The organism is Acinetobacter sp. TUM15071 (genome assembly GCF_008980925.1).
In the GTDB taxonomy this organism is placed as follows: domain Bacteria; phylum Pseudomonadota; class Gammaproteobacteria; order Pseudomonadales; family Moraxellaceae; genus Acinetobacter; species Acinetobacter dispersus.
This window is the reverse complement of record NZ_BKGB01000052.1, coordinates 1-493: the sequence shown is the minus strand read 5'-3', so window position 1 is coordinate 493 and position 493 is coordinate 1. Positions and strand designations below refer to the sequence as shown.

Annotated in this window: 1 protein-coding gene; it reads right to left on the bottom strand. The window is 42.2% G+C overall.

Annotated elements, in window-relative coordinates:
* The coding region (locus GBI66_RS19170) for a major capsid protein (RefSeq protein WP_228267314.1) at positions 1 to 493 on the bottom strand (493 nt) is incomplete at both ends.

Below are 493 nucleotides of genomic sequence, written 5' to 3'. Positions count from 1 at the left end.
AAGTTTTCTTCATCATTGATGTCATAAGCTCGGAAGCCCGGTACTTGTGATTCAGTTACAGTTACAGCACCATACTGCAAACCAAAAGCATCGTTATCACCTACAGCATCCGTCACCAATACCGGCTTTCCTAAGGTTCCTGGTAAACCACCATAGATAACGATTTCAGATTCACCGTAAATTTGCTTAGTGATAGCATCATCGACAATATCGAAATATGTATCTGAGTTCATCACCCATAAGCCAATTCGGCCAAACTTATCACCAAACTTTCGCATACCACGAGTTAATGCTTTGCGGCCATCAACAACGATACTTCCTTTCGCAACCATATCGGGATTACTAGAAATAGCAGCTTTTAAAGAAGCTAAACTGTACTCTAATCGGCCTGCAACCAATGCATCTGCAAGATCGTAACCAACAACCATAGCAAATTCTTCTGGTGTACGAGCACGGCGCTTAAATGCCTCTTCAGTTGATGCATAAGGACCAT